Genomic DNA, 17,698 nt, shown 5'->3' on the forward strand with positions numbered 1-17,698 from the left:
CCACAATCTGCTTGGTCCTGTCGCCTTCTTTACGAATTTCATCCAGATCTTCGTGCTCTGTCTGTCCTGGCTGATCGTGCTGGCGGCGTTCTTTATTCTGGCCGTGCAGCTTTTTGTCGCCCTGATCGAATTCAAGCTGACCACGCTGGCAGGCTTCGTGCTGATCCCGTTCGCCCTGTTCAATCGCACCGCCTTTCTTGCCGAGAAGGTGCTGGGGAATGTCGTGTCCTCGGGCGTGAAGATCATGGTGCTGGCGGTTATTTCCGCCGTCGCGTCTGTATTGTTCGAACAGTTCACCGTCTCCTACGGCAGCGATGTTCCCACGATCGGGCAATCCGTATCGGTGGTGCTGGCCTCGCTCGCGATTGTCGGCCTGTCCATTTATGGCGGCAGCATCGCCAATGGGCTGATCTCCGGCGCGCCCCAGCTCGGGGCAGGGGCTGCTGTCGGTACCGGTATGGCGGTCGGCGCGATGGGGGCGGCTGCGGTGGCCGGTGTCGGAGCTGTCGCTTCTGGCGGCGCCGCAGCCGTCGGTGCGACAGCTGCTGCTGCACGTGGCGGAGCTGCGATCGCGGGTGCGGCCAATACGGCTTATTCCATGGGCGCCATGAATGCTGCTGGCGAAACTGCCGGTGCCCGCATGGCAGCAGGGCTCGGCGGTGTCGCCCGCGCGCCAGGTAGTGCTGCCGCAAATGCCGTGAAGAGTAAAATGTCCTCTGCGGCGACCGCCATGAAGCAGAGCTACGGCGAGGGCGCGCGAGGCGCTTTTACCGCGACAGGTGGACGCTTCACGGGAGGGTCTGATGCGGGTGCCGGGTCGGCCGGCAGCCCGTCAGGTAATGGCGGTGGCGGCTCTGGCCCCGAAGGCACGGCACCCCGCTGGGCGCGAAACATGAAGCGCCGCAATGCCGCAACCCATGCCGCCGAAGCGGCCCATGTCATCCGCTCGGCCGATGGCGGCGGCGGAAGTTCCAGCATTGATCTCTCGGAAAAGGAATGAGGACGATGTTCCGTCGCTCCACCTCACGCTACGGGACCACGCCCGAGCCCGTGACACCTTATCAGAAAGCGGCGCAGATCTGGGATGATCGGATCGGCTCCGCCCGCGTGCAAGCGCGAAACTGGCGCCTGATGGCGTTCGGGTCGCTGTTCCTGTCCGCTGCCCTCGGGGCCGGCATGGTCTGGCAGTCGGCCCGTGGCACGATTGTGCCGTGGGTGGTGCAGGTCGATCACCTGGGGCAGGCGCAGGTCGTGGCTCCGGCGACAGCGGGTTATACGCCCGCCGATCCACAGATCGCGTGGTATCTGGCGCAGTTCATTGGCGATGTCCGTGGTCTGTCGTCGGATGCCGTTGTGGTTCGGCACAACTGGCTGCGGGCCTACGATTTCACCACGACATCGGGGGCTGTGGCGCTGAACGACTATGCCCGTCTCAACGATCCCTTCTCACGCATCGGACATGAGCAGATCGAGGTGGACATCGCCTCGGTGATCCGCGCTTCGCCCGGCAGTTTCCGTGTTGCCTGGACCGAGCGGCACTATCGCGATGGCGCCTTTACCGGCACGGAGCGATGGACGGCCATCGTGTCCATCGTTCTGCGCACGCCGCGCGATGCAGATCATCTCCATAAGAACCCGCTGGGTATCTACGTCTCCGCCATCAACTGGTCGAAGGAGCTTGGTCAATGATCCGTCGTGCTCTTCGTGTCCTGCCGCCGCTGATCCTGCCTCTGGCGGGCTGCGCGCAGCAGTATCACCCGCCTGTCATTCGTTATGACGATGCCGCACGCGCAACGAGGATTCCTGATCCACCGAAGCCGGTTCAGGTGGTTGAAGTCCCCAGACCGCTTCCCTTGCCGGGGCAACTCAAGCCGCTGCCAGCCCGACGTGTGATCCTTCCACCAGCGGACGTTCCTGATCCGACCGCGCGCGTGACCCAGGCCAATCTGGCGGCGCGGATACAACCCACACGTGCGGGGTTCATCAATGCCGTGCAGGTCTATCCCTATTCTCCAGGGGCTCTTTATCAGGTCTATACCTCGCCGGGAGAAATTACCGACATCATGCTCCAGCAGGGCGAAAAGCTGGTTGGCAGCGGGCCGGTCGCCGCCGGGGATACGGTACGATGGATCATTGGCGATACTGAAAGCGGAGCAGGGACAACCAAACGCATCCATATTCTGGTCAAACCCACGCGCCCGGATATCACCACGAACCTGATCGTCAACACAGACCGGCGGACGTATCTGGCCGAACTGCGCTCCACACCTGCCACGTATATGGCGTCGGTGTCGTGGGACTATCCAGAAGATGACCTGATCGCACTGCGTCGGCAGGACAGCGCTGCCGATGACGAAACGCCCATTGAAACGGGCCTTACTCTCGATGCCCTGAATTTCCGTTACGCCATCCAGCCGGTGAAAGGGGGCACACCGCCCTGGCTCCCGAACCGGGCGTTCGATGACGGGCACAAGGTCTATATCGCCTTCCCATCGGGGATCGGGCAGGGGGAACTGCCGCCACTGTTCGTGCTCGGAGCCGACGGCGGGCCGGAACTGGTCAACTACCGGGTACGGCAGAACTGGATGATCGTGGACCGGCTGTTCGCCGCCGCCGAGCTGCGGCTGGGTGACAAACACTCCGAACAGCGAGTGCGGATCGTGCGAACGGACGGGCGACGGACATGAGTGGGGAGATCTCAGCAGACGAGGGTAATCCTGCCGCACCCGCAGCATCCCCGCCGCCCGATCTGCGCCTGCGGGCAGAACGCCCCCGTGTGGTACGGCTGTCACGCACCGTGGTCTGGTCACTGGGGGGTGTAGGCATGATCGCGGTGGCGTTTGCCTTGGGCTATGCGTTGGAAAGCAGCCGTCAGACTTCACCCTCGGCCGCCAGCCAAGACACGGATGCCCGCCCATCCGCCGATGGTCTGGCAGGGCTGCCGTCCGATTATGTCGGCAAGGACGTGCCGAAACTTGGACCTGCGCTGCCTGGTGATCTGGGGCATACCATTCTGCACGCGCAGGAGCAGGGAAGGGCGGCGTCCGGCGGCGATGACCAGCGGGCTGCGCAGGAGGTGGAGGCTGCGATCGCCAGCAAATTGTTCGTGCAGACGGGGGACCGTGACAGGGGCAGCGAGCAGGCCCCACCAGCGCCAAGTGCCTCTCCCTCCCAGGTAAATCCGTCCCCTGCGACGAACGCACAATCTGGCAACGGGGCCTTTCTGGCGGGCCAGCCTGACCGGCTGATGACCAGCCCGGATCGCATCATTCCGCCAGTTTCGCCCTATGTGCTTCAGGCCGGTACTGTCATCGCGGGCGCATTGAACACGAAAATCAGCTCCGATCTGCCGGGCCAGATTACCGGGCATGTGACCCAGAATGTCTATGACAGCCCGACCGGACGCTTCCTGCTGATCCCGCAGGGAAGCCTGCTGTTCGGGGCCTATAACAGCGGGATTTCTTTCGGGCAGCAGCGCACCCAGATCATCTGGGCGCGGCTGATCTTCCCGAATGGTGACAGCCTCGTGCTGGAGAAGCTGCCGGGCGGCGACGCCATCGGCCAGTCGGGCCTGTCCGATGAGGTGAACAATCACTGGGGTCAGCTCTTCAAAGCCGCCATTGTGACCACGCTTCTCAGCGTCGGGTCAGAGGCCGGAACCAGCCAGAGCGAGAACAATCTGGCCCAGGCTATCCGCAGCGGGGCCAGCAACGGCTTCTCGGTGGTCGGCAACCGGCTGATCGATCGCAGTCTCAATGTCCAGCCGACCCTGACCGATCGGCCCGGGCTGCCGTTCACGGTTCTTGTTGGACACGACCTGTTACTCAAGCCTTACCAGAATGGAGGACATCCACGATGACAGAGTTGAAAATCAGGGAACTTCCTGACGAGAAACCGGTGAAAATGACCGTAGCGTTACCACCTGACGTTTATTGCGATCTGCTGGCTTATGCAGCACTTCTTTCTGGCAACGACGGAGTAATGGACCCGGCCCGGCTGGTCGCGCCCATGCTCCGGCAGTTCATGATGTCAGATAAGGGGTTCGCCAGGGCTCGGAGAAAGGAAAAAGCGGTGGTGTCGGGGGGATAGTTTCATGCTCTGCGGGCTTCGAGATATCGGGCGAAGCTCCGGGCGCAGGGATTCTCATTGTCGGGTCGCCAGACGATTCCGAATTCCAGATGAGACGAACCGTTCGCGTCACGTATGTCCGTGATTGCGACATCGTGCCCATGCTGATCGTGGACAAGCGGCAGCCACGACGCAGGGAGCAGGGCGACGCCTTCGTTGTTCTGGACGAGTGCTATGATCCGGTTGCTGCCGATATCATGGCGCCGAATTTTCGGGCGGATCCCTGGCTCTCCAAGTTTGCGCTGGATAAGTGCCTCGAAATCCTGACCCGCGTTATCCCGTCCGATCAGGAATATATCGTGTCGTAGATCAGGCCATGAGATTTCGCGCTGGGTTGCCAGTGAATGACTGACCGGGAGCGCCGCGACGATGCGGTCGCTCCACAGAGGTGTGACCCGCAGGGCTGGAGCCAGATTGCGACGTGTGACGACCGCGAAATCGATCTGTCCGCGCTGGAGACGACGTAAAAGCCTTTTGCCTGTGCCTTCGGAATAACGAAAGATGATATCAGGATGCGTGGTTCGGAACTCCGCTATGAAGGCGGAAAGTCTTCCAGGCAGGACGCAGGTCTGGATGCCGACGGAGATCTGGCCGTTTTCGCCCTTGCCCGTTCGCCGTGCGCGGGCGTTCATACCGGCCACATTGTCCAGAATCGTCTGGGTCCAGCGGATAAATTCCTGGCCGAACGCAGTTGGTGCGGCACCAACCGGAGAGCGGGTGAAGAGCCTGACATTCAGCCGCTCCTCAAGGTTGTGCAGGGACCGGCTGACGGCCGACTGCCTTGTGTTCAGGAAGCGCGCCGCGCCATGGATACTGCCGTGTTCGGCGATCGCCCGCACGCACAGCAGTTGCCATAGGTCGAATGGAGGACGTTTCACTCGGATTTGACCCAGTTACTGTCAGTAAAAGACGATAAAACGTCATTATTTGCCATCACTTGAAAGAACGTCATGTCGGTCGTGACGACATGACGCACCAGAGATGAAGCAACCTTAATTGAATATTACCTATTGCGTGCTGGCGCGCCTGTTTCCTGACTTGCCAGCGTTAGGTCAACGTCTTGCCGGTCAACTGTTCGCTAAGAGTCCAGAGACGCCGTGCAAGGACTGGATCTGTTGCCCAGGGCCGTACTCCAAGCAGGCTCTTCGAATCAGCTGGCTCAGCGACTGCGATGTCAACATTCTCGCAATAAACTCCGCCTTTGCCATCAAGCTGCCGACTTGTAGCGCACCAGATGGATGTTGCCGCGCCTTGCTCCGGGGTTTTCATGTTATTGTCCGGGTCGATGATTGGCGTGCCATGTTCATCAATCGCACCGGCGGCGCGTAGTTCTTCCGGTACCATATACCGAACCAGATCGGTGATGATGCCGCCCGGATGGACGGAAAATGCACGGACTCCTTTGTCTGCACCGATTTCATCCAGAGCTACGGCAAAGAGTGCATTGGCTGATTTCGACTGCCCGTAGGCGATCCAACGATCATACGAACGATGTTCAAAATTCCAGTCATCGAAATCAACTGGACTACGCATATGCCCGCGCGAGGACAGGGATACGACGCGCGCTCCTTCAGCCCCGCGGAGGGCGGGCCACAGCCGCGCGGTCAGTTGGAAATGACCCAGATGGTTGGTCGCGAACTGTGACTCATATCCTCGACTGTCCCGAACCAATGGAGGGGCCATGATGCCAGCATTGTTCACTAGGATATGCAATGATTGACCGGTAGCAAGGAAACGATCAGCGAATGCGTCGATTGAAGCTGGATCAATGAGATCGAGTGATTCAGGTTCGAGTTCAGGATAAGGAGTTAAAGCTTCACGGGCTTTTTCCTGATGGCGGGCTGGTACGATAACTCTGGCACCGGCACCTGCCAGGGTCCGAGCCGTGATAAGGCCGATACCAGAATAACCGCCGGTAACGATCGCGGTCTTGCCGGTGAGATCGCATCCTTGAATGACCTCGACGGCTGTCGTGTGCGCGTCGAAACCGGAACCGATTGGGGCTTGTATTGTAGGCATATTACTAAATTCCTCTAAATATATCAGAGCTAAGGCTATCCCCTGACGCAGGATTATTAATGCTCAATAATCCTATTTTTCCCATCGATCGTTCAAAGCAGAAAGGCAGCATGGGATGAGCGAACAGTCCCGCCTGTGTCGTGCCGAGCATTGTAGGGGACTCTTCTTCACTGGTTCGCTAGCCGAAAGGTCATGGTGCCGAGGCAAAGAGGGCTTACGCGCAGGCCTTGAGCGTTTACGGGTGACAAAGTGTTAGATGCTCTGTCGCTAATGAGAGCGTTCTATATACGGCTGTTGATACGGAATTATGGATGCTTGATCGTGCAATATTTATGCGCGATAGTGCGAAAATGAACTCAGATCCCCTTTCCGACGTCCTTAATCTTGCCAATGCGAGGTGTGTCCTAACAGGCAAGCTTTTCGCGGGAAACGAATGGTCGCGGAAGTTTCAGCGTAATGAGACAGTGAAATTCCTTGCTGTGGTAAAAGGGAGTTGCTGGATATTAAAGGAATCCAGCGGCGTAGAAGCGACTGTCTTTCAGGCTGGTGATGTCGTGATAACGAACGGGGCTCCGTCGATCATCCTGGCTAGCAGAGTAGATGGTCTTGAGGGTGCTAGTGACGCGCCCCTGAAACGTGATGCGGAAGGCAACTTCCGGATTGGTGACGGTTCCGATTTCGTGATGATTGGGGGACTGGTGGAGGTTGACGAACAACGATGCGGTTTTCTTCGTGCAAGTCTTCCTCCGATGATTCATGTAAATGGCCAGACTACAGAAGCGACAAAACTGCGCTGGATTCTGACAGAGTTAGCCGAGGAAACCTTGCGTCAGAGAGCTGGGTCGGTGATCGCAATTACGCATCTTGCGAAACTGCTCTTCGTTGAAGCGCTACGGCTCCATATTGAGGCTGCAAAATCTATAGCCACTGGTTGGCTGACCGCGCTTGACGACAAGCGTATTTCGGTCGCGCTACGCAGGATACATGCCGAACCTGCGCATGCCTGGAATTTGGAGGAACTGGCGAAGCTATCCGGAATGTCTCGTACATCATTTGCGGTGAGATTTCGTGAAATCGTCGGGGTGCCTCCTCTGACTTATGTTCTGAATTGGCGCATGCGATTAGCAGAGAGGGAACTGAGTGAAACCGACCACTCGGTAGCGGATATAGCTTGGTCTCTTGGTTACGGTTCTGAAAGCGCATTCAGTAATGCGTTTAGCCGGGCGACCGGTTGTTCTCCTGGACGCTTTCGTAAGGAATCTATGCAGAACTATTTGAGACACCGCCATCATGGGAAACGGCGGGCTCCTGAGCTTAGAGAACAAGTTGAAACTGGAGACATTCAACGAAAAATTTAATTATTATACTATGAATAAAGATATTTAAAAAATTAGAGACCGTTGAGAAAGTTTATTAGTGAAGCATTGACTGTCGCGGGATCCTCCTGCTGAGTCCAATGGCCAACATCCGAAAGAATGACTGTGTCGCGCAAATTGGGCAGATTATTAGGTAAGGCGTCAATCGCCGGCTTTAGCCAAGTATAAATTGGATCACGGTTTCCGCAGATAAACAATGCCGGTTGGATAATTTTTCGTCCTTCGAAAAAAGCATGCAATTGCCAGTTTAGATCAATATTCCGATACCAGCTAAGGGGACCGCGTAGTCCTGTTCGAGTTAGGTTTTCTTTGTAGCCTTCAAGATCCTGCTCACTGATCCACGTCAGAGGTTGCGGCGGCTGGCTTAAGCTTGCAAGAAAACCCTGTTTCGGAACAAAGGCAGTCCAACGATGTTCGTCGTCGACTTTCCCGGCGAGGGACCAGAACAGACCATTTAGGAAGGCATCCAGATTGCTTTCGATATTTACCTCGGCAACGCCAGGATTCTGGAAATATAGCTGATAAAAATCGTTGCGACCGGCCTGTCTCCAAACATCCAGATCGCTCGCTGCTCCGCGCGCAACATAAGGAACGGCGATACCGACGACGGCACGAAATCGGTCCGGACGTACCATGGCGGCAGTCCATGCTACCGGAGCGCCCCAATCATGCCCGACAATCACGGCGGACGAGATATTGAACGCGTCCAAAATGGCAACCATATCCCCTACGCTATGAAGGGTCGTGTAGGAAGTTACGGAATTTGGCGTATCCGTTTTGCCGTATCCCCGCATATCAGGAGCAATCGCCCTATAACCTGCGATGGCCAATGCTCGTATCTGATGGCGCCACGAGTAGCCAATTTCCGGAAAGCCATGACAAAATATGACCGCCGGACCTTCACCGGCCTCTGTTATGTGGATGGTAATTCCATTGGCTGTGACCTCGGTTTCGCGGAATTCTGTTCGTGCAGACATGCGTAACTCTCTGAAGAGGAATATTCCCGTGCTTTGGGCTGTGTTTTGAGCAGAAGGTTGTTTTGGGTAGCTGCCGCAGGTCGATCATCGCATGACCGGTAATTTATGGTGTCATTGTTTGGAAGACGCCGTCTCGCCGGATCAAAGCGTGGAAGAGCGCCGCTGCGGTATGTATCAAGATCAGAGCAAAGAAGGCGAATGCGAGATAGAAATGAAGGTTCCACAACAGCGTGTGTAATATGTCACTGATTGGGAGGATGGCAGGCAATTGTACGCCAGCCACGATAACCGGATAACCAGCAGCCGATAGCATACCCCACCCAATCAACGGCATCATGACCATCAGAGCATAAAGAAAATAGTGAGAGAGACGGGCGGAGAGCTTGATTGGTTCTGGTAGTCCTGCGGGTAAAGTTGGAGCACCATATCGAACTCGCATCCCGATACGGAGAATAGCGAGTAGCAGAATGGCGATCCCGAGTGGTTTATGGATGCTGAGTAGCGTCAGGTATTTTGGCGTGATTGTGGATACCATGCCTACGCCGATAAACAGCATGGCGAGAATGCATATCGCCATCAGCCAGTGAAGAAGTCTTTGTGGGAGAGCAAATCGTGATTGATCGGGAGAGGTCATGGGTGCGCTCTTTCACTCGTATCCACTGACATAGAGCGAGGATAGTATTTATATTCAGCTGTACGACTGTTGAAGGATCTGGAATATGCTGCCGAACGCGCGGCCGGGAACGGATCGCCTGAAGTTGTTATTCCTGGTGGTAGGACGGTGGGATCAAAATTGACGTCGCGGCATGGACCGTCTCGTTCTGGCTCGATCCTATTCACGACCAGCGTTCCCACATTGATAGTGCGTCGTGTGTCCGGCCACATCTTGCTGGGATCAGTTGTCGGATCTTCCGGCTCTGCGACCGTTATCACTAGATCCCATTGAATGGGACTTACGCTAACGCGTTGAGTAATTTCGGTTTCCAGAAAGTCTGGATCACGCTTGGCGAGTTCTTCCGGAGGGACTGCGGTCACGTTGCTCCTTGGAACCAGTGACCATCTCACTGTGTGAGAACCACCGGAACTGTCAAGAAACCGAAAGGCATTGAGCGCATTATACTGCTCTTCTGCGTAGCTCCCGGTCCATGCTGCACTTTTGGCCCACGCTCCAAAATGGGTAATTTCGGGATGATGTGCTGTGAATTCTTTCATCGCGTCGGGATTTGTGGATTTCGAGGCAATTTGTAATTCGTAGAATGCTTGCGGTGTGGAAACTGGGAAAAAAGGTGCGTCTATCATGGCCGTCCGCCATTCACGACCATCCGGCGTAGAGATTTTCAGGCCGATGCCTCGCACACGCTGGATGCCATCCGATGAATTGGGGTCAGCCGTCGCAGTGTTGAAACGGCCGACTACTGGATATTGTCCGGCATTAAAGACAAGAGCGTGCGAGAGCGTCCTCCCGATACCATTTGCTTCGAAATGCCCCGTGAAGCAAATGCCTTTTGCATGATTACGTCTGTGCCCCAGGGCTGAGCCTGTTGGAGGAGCAAGAGAAGCAACCAATTTTGCGGGTGTCAGACGGCGAGGCGATACCCAACCGGCGCTGTAAGCGAACGCTGCTCCAGAAAGAAGGACGACCGTCATGATAGCAGCAATTGCTCCGGCCGAATGCCGCATATCGAGCGGCGTTTCAGGTTTCATATTGATCTCCTTGTTGCGGACTCGATGCGGGCAAATTGGCACAAGGGCGTGGTTTAAGATGCCTCTGAAGGCCACTTAGGGCATAAGACAATCTCTGACCTCTCCAAGGGTAAGTGCTCATCTATTTAGGGTGCGGAAGATCGAATTTTAAATGCTCAATCGTCCGAAATATGTGCGCGTTCGTTCAACGTGTCCGATTTATATTCAGGGCATCTTCCCATCCGCTGCGATGTCTTTTGCCAGTGCCTCATCCGGCCCCGGCTCACAGACACGCGGCGCCGGCTGTGGTATACCTCCGCAACCGTGTATAAATCTTTGATTGGAAACGATAAATCCGCCCTAACCAGGTTTTTTTGTTGCCCGAAAGCCCGCGCAGGCAGCTCATAGGAAACAAATGGAATCAAAGTCCAGCGTAAGCGGGGCTTAAAACAGGGCTCTTCACGATAATGCGACTTTTGTCTACGGCATCGTTGCTCAGTGGAAATTGCGGGATCTGACGACGAAATGCTCACTTCCGGAAGCCCTATCATGGTTGGTCCTCGTAGATGAACGATTACCTACATCAGCCAGTAATCCGGAGAGGTCGATGACCTCCTTCGCGACCAGATGCACGACGTCTCCTTCTTTTTGCAGCATGCCTTTCACCGCCAGCATTTGCCCGCCCAGCACCACACGCCGTTTCGCATCGAACATATCCGGCCAGATGATGACGTTCATGTTGGCCGTCTCATCCTCCAGCGTTAGGAATACTACGCCTTCCGCCGATCCTGGTCGCTGCCGGACCAGAACCAGCCCCGCCACGGTGAGACGCTTCCCATCTTTCGCGGCCAGCGCCTGCCGACAGGATATGATGTCCCTGGCCTGAAGATCCTCGCGTAGGAAGGTCAGCGGATGATCCCGCAGGGTCAGGCCAAGCCGGTTGTAATCCCGCACCACTTCCGCCCCGTCGCGCATGGGCTGCAGCAGCACATCCGGCTCCTCCGCTTCTCGCGTTACTTCCGCAGCCGCAAACAGGGGCAGCGGTTCATCGCGCAGAGCTTTGATCGCCCAGAGCGCCTCGCGCCGTGCCAGTCCGAGCGAGGGTCGGAACGCGTCCGCCTCGGCCAGATGGGTGAGGGCTGCTGCTTTGACACCCGCCCGACGCCACAGATCATCGACCGACGTAAACGGGCGTGAGGCCCGAGCGGCAACAATGCCGGCGGCATCGTCATTGGCCAGCCCCTTGACCAGACTCATGCCCAGCCGCACGGCGAACATCCCGTCTGGCCTTTCCGGTCCTTCCAGCGTGCTATCCCAGCGCGATGCGTTGACGCAAACGGGCCGGATTTCCACACCATGTTCCCGCGCATCGCGGACAAGTTGCGCCGGGGCATAGAACCCCATTGGCTGCGAGTTCAGAAGGGAGGCCAGAAACACGTCCGGATGGGTGCATTTCATCCACGACGACGAATAGGCGAGAATGGCGAAACTGGCCGCATGGCTCTCGGGAAATCCGTAAGACCCGAACCCTTCGAGCTGCTGGTAGATCCGTTCGGCGAAAGCCTCATCATAGCCGTTAGCACGCATACCCTCAATCAGACGTCTTTGAAACTGTGAGACGGTACCCGTATTCTTGAACGTTGCCATGGCCCGACGCAGCTGATCGGCCTCGGCGGCGGTAAACCCCGCACAGATCATGGCGACCTGCATCGCCTGTTCCTGAAACAGCGGGATGCCTAGCGTTTTGCTCAGAACCGCTTCCAGTTCGGGTGTCGGATAGTCTTCGGGCTCAAGGCCCTCCCGGCGACGTAGATAAGGGTGCACCATGTCGCCCTGTATAGGGCCGGGCCGTACGATCGCCACTTCAATGACGAGGTCATAAAAGACGCGCGGTTTGAGCCGTGGCAGCATGGACATCTGCGCCCGGCTCTCGATCTGGAACACACCGATGGTGTCGGCCTTGCGGATCATGGCGTAGGTGCGCGGATCCTCGGCCGGAATGCTCTGAAGCGTGAAGTGCTGGCCCTTGTGTTCCGTCAGCAGGTCGAGCCCCTTTTTCATGCAGGTCAGCATGCCCAGCGCCAGGATATCCACCTTCATGAATTTCAGGACGTCGATATCGTCCTTGTCCCATTCAATAATCTGGCGCTGCTCCATCGACGCAGGCTCAATGGGCACAAGCTCATCCAGCCGGTCATGTGTCAGCACAAAACCACCGGGATGCTGTGACAAGTGACGCGGCACGCCAATCAGGCAGCGGGCCAGATCAAGGGTCAGACGGATGCGCCGGTCGGACAGATCAATGCCGCTGTCAGTCAGGGCGTCATCGTCCAGCCTGCGGCCCCAGCCGTGGATCTGGCCCGAGAGTGTGCGGATGAGATCTTCTGGCAACCCCATGACCTTGCCGACATCCCGCAAGGCGGCCTTGGCGCGATAGCGGATGACCACTGCCGTCAGGGCCGCCCGGTCGCGACCGTAATGCTCATAGACCCACTGGATAACCTGCTCGCGTCGTGCGTGCTCGAAATCCACATCGATATCCGGCGGTTCGCCGCGTTCTTCCGAGACGAAGCGTTCGAACAGCAGGGAGTTGCGGGCCGGATCAATGGCGGTGATGCCGAGCACGTAGCAGACAGCAGAATTGGCCGCCGAGCCACGGCCCTGGCAGAGAATGTCCTGGCTACGGGCATAACGGACGATGCTGTTCACCGTGAGGAAATACGGTGCGTATTCCATGCGCCCGATCAGGCCGAGTTCATGGTTCAGGCTTTTGCGGACTTCGTCCGGAAGCCCTTCGGGATAGGTGCGTGCCGCAGCCTCCCATGTCAGGGTCTCCAGCGCCTGCTGGGGTGTCTGACCGGGCACGGATACTTCATCGGGATACTGGTAGGCCAGATCATCAAGTGAGAACTGGCAGCGCTCCACGATCTGCATGGTGCGGGCGACCGCTTCAAGGTAACGGCTGAACAGCCGGGCCATCTCCTGCGGTGGCTTGAGATAACGGTCGGCATGACGTTCGCGGACGAACCCGGCCTCGTCGATCGTGGTGTTGTGCCGGATGCAGGTGACGATATCCTGCAGGATGCGCCGGTCATGAGTATGGAACAGCACGTCATTGGTCACGACTGTTGGCACACGCGCCTGATGCGCCAGGTTCGCCAGTTCATACAACCGCATCTGGTCATTGGGGCGACGCAGGAGGGTAAGGGCCAGGTAGGCGCGATCGGCAAAGACGTCTTTCAGCTTGCGCAGATGCAGCGCGCAGGCATCGTCTGCCGTGTCGGGGAGCATGACAACGATCTGGCCTTCACCCCACGCGACCAGATCCTCCCAGAGAAGACGGCATTTCCCTTTGCCGGCACGCGCCTTGCCGAGGGTCAGCAGACGGCAGAGACGGCCATAGGCTGCCCGGTCCATCGGGTAGACCAGCACGGGCGGGAAATCGGCCAGATCGAGACGGCATCCCACGACAAGGCGGAGCCCGACCTCTTTTGCCGCGACATGGGCCTGCACCATCCCGGCCAAAGAGTTGCGGTCACAGATGCCCAGCGCCTCGATGCCAAGCGTCTTTGCCTGGGCGAATAGTTCAATGGGGGAGGAAGCCCCGCGCCGGAATGAGAAATAGGTCGTCACCTGCAATTCGGCATAACGCTGTGCCGAGGCGCTCATCCGAAAATCCCGTGCAAAAACCAGCCTTGCGAGCCGGTCTCACCATGCTCACCATCACCAGCCCGGTAAAGCCAGAAGCGCTCGCCGCTGGTGTCCTCCACCCTGAAGTAATCGCGGGCGATGGTCAGCTCGGCGTCATTTTTCCACCACTCGCCAAAGACCCGCTCAGGCCCGTCGGCGCATTTCACCTTCCGCCGCACGCCTCGCCAGATGAAGAACAGCGGCGGCTGGTCCGGCAGTTCCGCCATGGCCTGCACGGGCTCGGGGCGTGCCAGCAGCCGGGTAGGGCGTGGCCAGTGCTCCGGCCAGTCCTTTGTTTCCTCGGGGGCCATTGCCGATACCCGGCAGAAGGAGCGTTCGGGCAGATCGCTTTCCACGGGGGCAAAGCGATACAGCGCCTGCATGCCCACACGGTTGGCCAGTGTGTCGATCAGGTCGGACACATCGGTCTCTTCCTCTGCGATCAGGGAAGACACGGTCTGTCGCCGATCCATGGGTTCCGCCAGAGAGGCGATCAGCACCATGCGCTCGATGCCGAAGCCCGGATTGATCGTTTCGATTTTCTCGCACAGCAGGCGGGTCAGGCGCTTCACATCGCGTACCGGCATGGCGGTCGCCACGCGGATCGCCTCGGTGCGGCTGTCCACCCGATGCAGCAGCAGATCAAGACGGCGCACGCCCTGTCCACGTTCGTCCAGACCCTGGCAGAGCAGTGGCACCAGCTTGCCGATGTATTTGGCTATGGTTTCGGCGGCCCCGATCGGCTCGGCAAAATTACGGCTGACCTCGACCGGATTAACCGGGCGGACTGGCACGATGGCTTCACCCATACGCCCGAACGCCTGATCCAGCCTGCGGGCGATATCAGGACCGAACCGCAAGGCCAGCGGTGCGCGGGGCATGGCGGCCAGTGGTCCGATGCGGGATACGCCCAGCGTGGCCAGACCTTCGATAATGGTGGGTGGCAGGCGGAGTGCTTCCACGGGAAGATCAGCCAGAGCAGAGGGCGTTTTATCTGAAGGGACAACCGCAATCGCCAACCGGCCATAGCGAGCCAGTGCGTGCGCAGCGCCCCATGTGTCTGCCACAACGGCCTTCGCCCGAAACCCGGCTCCTGCCATGCGATGGACTATATCCTTGAGCATGGGAAGTTCACCGCCATGCAGGTGATCCGCACCGGTCGTGTCCAGAACCAGTCCGTCCGGGGCGTCAACGGCCACGATGGGCGCGATCCTGTGCTGGAACCAGAGGGCAAGTTTTTCCAGTCCGAGCCGGTCGCCTTCGGGATCGGCATCCATCAGCACCAGATCGGGATAGAGCGCCTGAGCCTTGGCCACCGGTATGCCTGGGCGCAGCCCCAACTTGCGGGCGGAGAGATCGACCGACAACACGACCCGTCGTCGTCCTTCCCGTCCGACAAGGGCCAACGGCGTTTCAGGCGCGGGCGCGTCTGGTCCAAGCCGCTTCCTGATCCGATCCGTCGGCCAGAGTGGCAGGTAAAGAGAGACGACCCTTGCCATCACAGGCCTCCACTTCAAAATCGGCACATTCGCCCGCACGCGCACGGATCAGTTCCAGTAGCCAGCGCGGTCTTCCGACACCGGGAACCGGCAACGGCACGGATGGCAGGACCGAAACCCGCCATCGGGTCACACTGGCGGTTGGCTGACCAAAATCCGCCGCATCCGTCTGCCGTCGCCAGCGGCGTATCGCGATGCCAAGCGAACCAGACGTTTCAGCCGCCAGTTGCAGGCGACGTGAGGCCGTCATGGACAGACGCGCCACCTCGGCGACTACAGCCCCAAGACCGCCATGTCGCAGCCCTTCCTCGAAGCAGGCCAGCACATCGACGTCCGAACTGGCCTCGACAAAAATGGTTCGTCGTGCCGACAGCCCCACCTGTTTCAGGGAGGGAGCGAATACGTCCTGACGGGTGACAATCCAGAGCACCTTGCCGCGCGTGCGCGCTGCAATCCCGGCGCAGAACTGACCGGCGGCCGCACTGTGCAGGGCGTCATTCCCGCCGCCTGCCACCTCATGCAGGGCACCCAGCGCCAGACCGCCACCGGGCAGACGGGCGTCGATTTCGCGCACACCAAAGGGCAGCACCGTACGGCGTCGGTCGTTGTGCCCTTCGAGACGGCTGATCGCGGCCCGCAGCGTCTCCAGACCGGGTTTTTTATGGGTTTCAGCAGTCATGTCACGGCTCGACGGTCCTTATGCAGGCAAATTTCCTAATTATATGTTCCTGATTTGTTCCAGTCGTGCTACGCAAGTCAATGCAAATTCGCTTCGTATCCGGCATGCTGGTGTCAAATGTCGGCTCAGTATTGTTGATGAAAGTGCGCTAAGGAATTGAATCCAGAACCTTCTCCCGCTTCGGGCAGCGACGATTATCTGTCCCGTCTGAATGACGCGCAGCGGCAGGCCGTGACGCACGGGACCGGAGTCTCGGCAGGCGGAGCGGATTCATCCCCGCTGCTGGTCATCGCTGGCGCCGGATCGGGCAAGACCAACACGCTTGCGCATCGGGTGGCGCATCTGATCGCCTCGGGGGCTGATCCGCGACGCATCATGCTGCTGACCTTCTCCCGGCGTGCCAGTGTTGAGATGACACGGCGTGTCGAGCGCATCTGTAAAACCGTGCTGGGCGACAAGGCCGGACCTCTGGCGGACGCGTTGGCCTGGTCTGGGACGTTCCACTCCATCGGTGCGCGGCTGCTGCGGGAGTATGCCCAACAGATCGGCATGGATCCGACCTTCGATATGGCAGCCAGATTACGCGGCATATGGTCATAAGGGAGCAGGCGGATGTGCAATCTCTATTCCATGACCTCCAACCCGCAGGCGATCCGGGAGATTGCCAAAGTCCTTGAGGACCGCACGGGCAATCTTCAGCCGCTGCCCGAGATCTATCCGAACACCATGGCGCCGATCGTGCGGAATGGCGAGAACGGCCGTGAACTGGTCATGGCCCGCTGGGGCATGCCGACACCGCCCGGTTACCTGAAAGGCCATAAAGTGGATCGGGGTGTGACCAATATCCGCAATCCGACTTCGACATGGTGGAAGCGCTGGGAAGGGGTGGAGCACCGCTGTCTGGTGCCGCTGACCGCCTTCTCGGAACCTGAGCGCCGGCTGGATGGCAAATCACGGCCTGTGTGGTTTGCCCGCAGCGACGTAGAGCCATTGGCCTTCTTTGCCGGGATCTGGTGCCGATGGACATCCGTGCGGAAACTGGCTGATGGAGAGACGACGAATGAGTTGTTCGGGTTTCTGACCACTGAAGCCAACAGGGAAGTCGGCGCGATCCATCCGAAGGCCATGCCGGTCATTCTGAGGCAGCCAGACGAACTGGATGTTTGGATGAATGCGCCTGTCAGCGAGGCTCTGCGGCTTCAGAGGCCTTTGTCGGATGGTATGCTTGCTTGTGTCGATCCCCCACGGCCTTTGGAATGACTGCAACGGGGGGCAAGCGGAACGTCTGCTAACAGCTGAATGAATATTATAGCTGACGTCCACGGCGGCGGCGTTTCTTGAACCTAACCCCTTTGAGAAAATTCCGGCTGTCCGGATAGCGGCCCAATCCGGGAAGATATTGGCTTAACCTCCCATCATAATCTGTCTCGACTCATTCGTGCGCCAGACTTACTATGCCGTTACGAAGATGTAAGGAGAATATCATTGGGGGCTTGGGGCGCGCTTATCATGAGTTTCTTCGGGGCCGTCTTTGCTTCATTAACGTTGTATTGGCATCTGAATTTTTCCGGGATCTCGTTAGCTGTGCCTTTCCTGGGCTTCCTCTTGATCGGCCTCGCGGCGATGTATGTTATCCGTTTACCCGGG

General features: G+C 58.4%; 16 protein-coding genes. 8 read left to right on the forward strand and 8 right to left on the reverse strand.

Annotated features, from left to right (window positions below; all coding sequences use genetic code 11):
* The 5 genes from HK28_RS11710 to HK28_RS11730 form a co-directional block, all read left to right on the forward strand.
* On the forward strand, positions 1-1,000 hold a 1,000-nt coding region (locus HK28_RS11710; protein ID WP_086644740.1), incomplete at its 5' end, for a type IV secretion system protein.
* A 5-nt stretch (positions 1,001-1,005) separates the two neighbouring features.
* Positions 1,006-1,689, forward strand: a complete 684-nt coding sequence (gene trbF, locus HK28_RS11715; RefSeq protein WP_086644754.1) for a conjugal transfer protein TrbF — start codon at positions 1,006-1,008, stop codon at positions 1,687-1,689.
* Positions 1,686-2,687: a P-type conjugative transfer protein TrbG gene (trbG, locus tag HK28_RS11720; protein ID WP_086644741.1), complete on the forward strand. Its 1,002-nt coding sequence runs from the start codon at positions 1,686-1,688 to the stop codon at positions 2,685-2,687. The genes trbF and trbG overlap by 4 nt, the downstream gene beginning before the upstream one ends.
* On the forward strand, positions 2,684-3,859 hold the full coding sequence (locus tag HK28_RS11725; protein ID WP_086644742.1) for a TrbI/VirB10 family protein: 1,176 nt from the start codon (positions 2,684-2,686) through the stop codon (positions 3,857-3,859). The genes trbG and HK28_RS11725 overlap by 4 nt, the downstream gene beginning before the upstream one ends.
* On the forward strand, positions 3,856-4,089 hold the full coding sequence (locus HK28_RS11730; protein ID WP_086644743.1) for a DUF2274 domain-containing protein: 234 nt from the start codon (positions 3,856-3,858) through the stop codon (positions 4,087-4,089). The genes HK28_RS11725 and HK28_RS11730 overlap by 4 nt, the downstream gene beginning before the upstream one ends.
* A gap of 2 nt (positions 4,090-4,091) precedes the next feature.
* Here HK28_RS11730 and HK28_RS11735 read toward each other — a convergent pair whose 3' ends face one another.
* Positions 4,092-5,006, reverse strand: a complete 915-nt coding sequence (locus HK28_RS11735) for a LysR family transcriptional regulator (RefSeq protein ID WP_086644744.1) — start codon at positions 5,004-5,006, stop codon at positions 4,092-4,094.
* A 169-nt stretch (positions 5,007-5,175) separates the two neighbouring features.
* On the reverse strand, positions 5,176-6,147 hold the full coding sequence (locus HK28_RS11740; protein ID WP_086644745.1) for an oxidoreductase: 972 nt from the start codon (positions 6,145-6,147) through the stop codon (positions 5,176-5,178).
* 311 nt (positions 6,148-6,458) lie between these two features.
* On the opposite strand from HK28_RS11740, the gene HK28_RS11745 reads away from it, so the two are divergent.
* Positions 6,459-7,505 carry an AraC family transcriptional regulator gene (locus HK28_RS11745; protein WP_086644746.1) on the forward strand — a complete coding sequence of 349 codons (1,047 nt, stop codon included), beginning with the start codon at positions 6,459-6,461 and terminating at the stop codon, positions 7,503-7,505.
* A gap of 32 nt (positions 7,506-7,537) precedes the next feature.
* Here HK28_RS11745 and HK28_RS11750 read toward each other — a convergent pair whose 3' ends face one another.
* The 6 genes from HK28_RS11750 to HK28_RS11775 all read right to left on the reverse strand — a co-directional run bounded on the left by HK28_RS11750 (position 7,538) and on the right by HK28_RS11775 (position 16,051).
* Entirely contained in the window at positions 7,538-8,500 is a 963-nt protein-coding gene (locus HK28_RS11750) for an alpha/beta fold hydrolase (RefSeq protein ID WP_086644747.1), read from the reverse strand.
* A gap of 103 nt (positions 8,501-8,603) precedes the next feature.
* The gene (locus HK28_RS11755) at positions 8,604-9,134 is read right to left on the reverse strand and encodes a cytochrome b (protein WP_086644748.1); all 531 of its coding nucleotides are present in this window, start codon (positions 9,132-9,134) and stop codon (positions 8,604-8,606) included.
* Positions 9,131-10,204: a catalase family peroxidase gene (locus tag HK28_RS11760; protein ID WP_086644749.1), complete on the reverse strand. Its 1,074-nt coding sequence runs from the start codon at positions 10,202-10,204 to the stop codon at positions 9,131-9,133. The genes HK28_RS11755 and HK28_RS11760 overlap by 4 nt, the downstream gene beginning before the upstream one ends.
* A 474-nt stretch (positions 10,205-10,678) precedes the next feature.
* Positions 10,679-13,852 (reverse strand): error-prone DNA polymerase, encoded by a 3,174-nt coding sequence (locus HK28_RS11765; RefSeq protein WP_086644750.1) that lies wholly within the window; start codon positions 13,850-13,852, stop codon positions 10,679-10,681.
* Positions 13,849-15,372 (reverse strand): DNA polymerase Y family protein, encoded by a 1,524-nt coding sequence (locus HK28_RS11770; protein WP_255376472.1) that lies wholly within the window; start codon positions 15,370-15,372, stop codon positions 13,849-13,851. Before HK28_RS11770 ends, HK28_RS11765 begins: the two co-directional genes overlap by 4 nt.
* On the reverse strand, positions 15,287-16,051 hold the full coding sequence (locus HK28_RS11775) for an ImuA family protein (RefSeq protein ID WP_086644752.1): 765 nt from the start codon (positions 16,049-16,051) through the stop codon (positions 15,287-15,289). Before HK28_RS11775 ends, HK28_RS11770 begins: the two co-directional genes overlap by 86 nt.
* Positions 16,052-16,207: 156 nt before the next feature.
* Here HK28_RS11775 and HK28_RS11780 point away from each other — a divergent pair, with 156 nt between their 5' ends.
* Both HK28_RS11780 and HK28_RS11785 read left to right on the forward strand, forming a co-directional pair.
* On the forward strand, positions 16,208-16,651 hold the full coding sequence (locus HK28_RS11780; protein ID WP_233140511.1) for a UvrD-helicase domain-containing protein: 444 nt from the start codon (positions 16,208-16,210) through the stop codon (positions 16,649-16,651).
* A gap of 12 nt (positions 16,652-16,663) precedes the next feature.
* Positions 16,664-17,311, forward strand: a complete 648-nt coding sequence (locus HK28_RS11785; protein ID WP_086644753.1) for an SOS response-associated peptidase — start codon at positions 16,664-16,666, stop codon at positions 17,309-17,311.
* Positions 17,312-17,698: the final 387 nt, after the last annotated feature.

The sequence above is a fragment of the Acetobacter sp. DsW_063 genome, assembly GCF_002153745.1.
Lineage (GTDB): Bacteria > Pseudomonadota > Alphaproteobacteria > Acetobacterales > Acetobacteraceae > Acetobacter.

What these genes read in the sequence shown, in the direction of transcription:
- trbF (WP_086644754.1), top strand. Translation starts at nt 1,006, where the DNA reads ATGTTCCGTCGCTCCACCTCACGCTACGGGACCACGCCCGAGCCCGTG.
- trbG (WP_086644741.1), top strand. Translation starts at nt 1,686, where the DNA reads ATGATCCGTCGTGCTCTTCGTGTCCTGCCGCCGCTGATCCTGCCTCTG.
- HK28_RS11725 (WP_086644742.1), top strand. Translation starts at nt 2,684, where the DNA reads ATGAGTGGGGAGATCTCAGCAGACGAGGGTAATCCTGCCGCACCCGCA.
- HK28_RS11730 (WP_086644743.1), top strand. Translation starts at nt 3,856, where the DNA reads ATGACAGAGTTGAAAATCAGGGAACTTCCTGACGAGAAACCGGTGAAA.
- HK28_RS11740 (WP_086644745.1), bottom strand. Translation starts at nt 6,147, where the DNA reads ATGCCTACAATACAAGCCCCAATCGGTTCCGGTTTCGACGCGCACACG.
- HK28_RS11745 (WP_086644746.1), top strand. Translation starts at nt 6,459, where the DNA reads ATGCTTGATCGTGCAATATTTATGCGCGATAGTGCGAAAATGAACTCA.
- HK28_RS11750 (WP_086644747.1), bottom strand. Translation starts at nt 8,500, where the DNA reads ATGTCTGCACGAACAGAATTCCGCGAAACCGAGGTCACAGCCAATGGA.
- HK28_RS11755 (WP_086644748.1), bottom strand. Translation starts at nt 9,134, where the DNA reads ATGACCTCTCCCGATCAATCACGATTTGCTCTCCCACAAAGACTTCTT.
- HK28_RS11760 (WP_086644749.1), bottom strand. Translation starts at nt 10,204, where the DNA reads ATGAAACCTGAAACGCCGCTCGATATGCGGCATTCGGCCGGAGCAATT.
- HK28_RS11765 (WP_086644750.1), bottom strand. Translation starts at nt 13,852, where the DNA reads ATGAGCGCCTCGGCACAGCGTTATGCCGAATTGCAGGTGACGACCTAT.
- HK28_RS11770 (WP_255376472.1), bottom strand. Translation starts at nt 15,372, where the DNA reads ATGGCAAGGGTCGTCTCTCTTTACCTGCCACTCTGGCCGACGGATCGG.
- HK28_RS11775 (WP_086644752.1), bottom strand. Translation starts at nt 16,051, where the DNA reads ATGACTGCTGAAACCCATAAAAAACCCGGTCTGGAGACGCTGCGGGCC.
- HK28_RS11785 (WP_086644753.1), top strand. Translation starts at nt 16,664, where the DNA reads ATGTGCAATCTCTATTCCATGACCTCCAACCCGCAGGCGATCCGGGAG.